The 1693-nt window shown below is 65.0% G+C and carries 2 protein-coding genes; both read left to right on the top strand.

Annotated elements, in window-relative coordinates; genetic code table 11:
- A partial coding sequence (locus tag QMG52_RS21515; protein WP_283562438.1) for a DDE-type integrase/transposase/recombinase occupies positions 1 to 1280 on the top strand: 1280 nt, incomplete at its 5' end.
- Positions 1280 to 1693 (top strand): AAA family ATPase (locus QMG52_RS21520; protein WP_283562439.1); only part of this gene is annotated, 414 nt, incomplete at its 3' end. The genes QMG52_RS21515 and QMG52_RS21520, both read left to right, overlap by 1 nt.

Here is a 1693-nt window from a genome sequence, read left to right on the forward strand (position 1 = left end):
TTGCGGACAAGGACCACTCTTGGCCCTTCGGCGGCACCCGCCGTTACTCCCGAGAGACGCTGGACCGCTGGGTCAAGGCCTGGCAGCTGCACGGCTTCGACGGGCTCAAACCCGACGAACGGGCATCCGCCCCGGTGACCAGCCCGACCATCCTGACACTGGCCGAGTCCCTCAAACGTGAGAAACCGAATCGTACCGCCGCGCAGGTGAAGAGGATCATCACCGAAACGATGGGTGCTGCACCCTCGGAGACCACGCTGCTGCGCCACTTCCGGTCGCTGAACATTTCCACCGGGACCCGTCCGGTGGCCACCGGACGCTTCGAAACGGACCATGCCAATGAGATCTGGGTCGGCGACGCGTTGCACGGCCCGCGGATCGGGGGCCGGAAAACGTATTTGTTTGCGTTCCTTGATGACCATTCCAGGATGGTCACCGCCGCCCGCTGGGCGTACGCCGAGGACGCGATACGGCTCTCCGCGGTGCTGCGCCCGGCCCTGCAAACATACGGCATACCCGCAGTCACCTACCTCGACAACGGGGCGGCCATGAGTGATAAGTCCCTGGCAAGGACCTGCGCGAAGCTCGGAATCAGGTTGGTACATTCGGCCCCGTACAGGCCCCAGGGAAGGGGCAAGATTGAGCGCCTGTTCAACACGGTCACCAGCCAGTTCCTGGGCGAGATCACTGTCACCGACACACCCATGCTTCCGGGCACCGACCCGGCGGCCGGCTCCCAGATCAGTTCCCTGGAGGAGCTGAACACGCTGTTCACCGCGTGGGTGAACATGGTCTACCACCACCAGCAACACACCAGCACCGGGCAAACACCGCTGGCACGGTGGGACGCGTCCTGGGAACACCGCGAACCTGTACGCAAGCCCCTAGCCGAGATCAGGGAGGCGTTCCTGTGGTCAGATGTGCGCACGGTGACCAAGACCGGGACGGTGTCCCTGCACTCGAACACCTACGAGGTGGACCCGCTGCTGGCCGGCACGAAGGTGGAATTGGTCTATGACCCCTTCGATCTGGACGGGGAAATCACCGTGAACAACCACCAAGGCATGCCGGCAGGGACCGCCAAGGCCCTGGCGATTGGACGGCACGTTCACGTCAAGGCCGCCAACGCCGCCAAGGACAACGACACGGCCACCAAGATCAGCACCGGGATCAACTACCTGGACCTGGTCGCGACCCGGCACCGTCAATCACTGACCGCCGCACCAATCAGCTTCGCCGACATCCACGCGGCGAGCACCACGACGAAGGAACAAATCTGATGAGCCAGATCGAGACCCTGCAAACCTTCTTTGGGTTCACCCGCCTGCCTTTCGGCCGCGACATCCCGCCCCAAGCGTTGGCCCAGCACCCCGGGCACCGGGAAGCGGTCGCCCGCATCTCCTGGTGCATCGACCAGCGCCGCATGGGAGTGATCGCCGGGGAAGTCGGTGCCGGGAAAACCGTCGCGGCCCGGGCCGCTCTGGCCCAGCTGGAACCCTCACGCCATCAAATTATTTACATCCCTGACCCGACCATCGGCATCCGCGGCATCCGCTCGACCATCGTCACCGCCCTGGGAGCCACACCCGCCTTCTATTCCGGGGCCCTGGCCGCCCAGGCCGCGTCCCTGCTCGCCGGGGAACTCGACGAGCGTTCCCGCCTGCCCGTCATTGCCATCGACGAGGCACACCTG

Origin of the sequence: Paenarthrobacter sp. PH39-S1, from assembly GCF_030063245.1 — a bacterium.
Classification (GTDB): domain Bacteria; phylum Actinomycetota; class Actinomycetes; order Actinomycetales; family Micrococcaceae; genus Arthrobacter_M.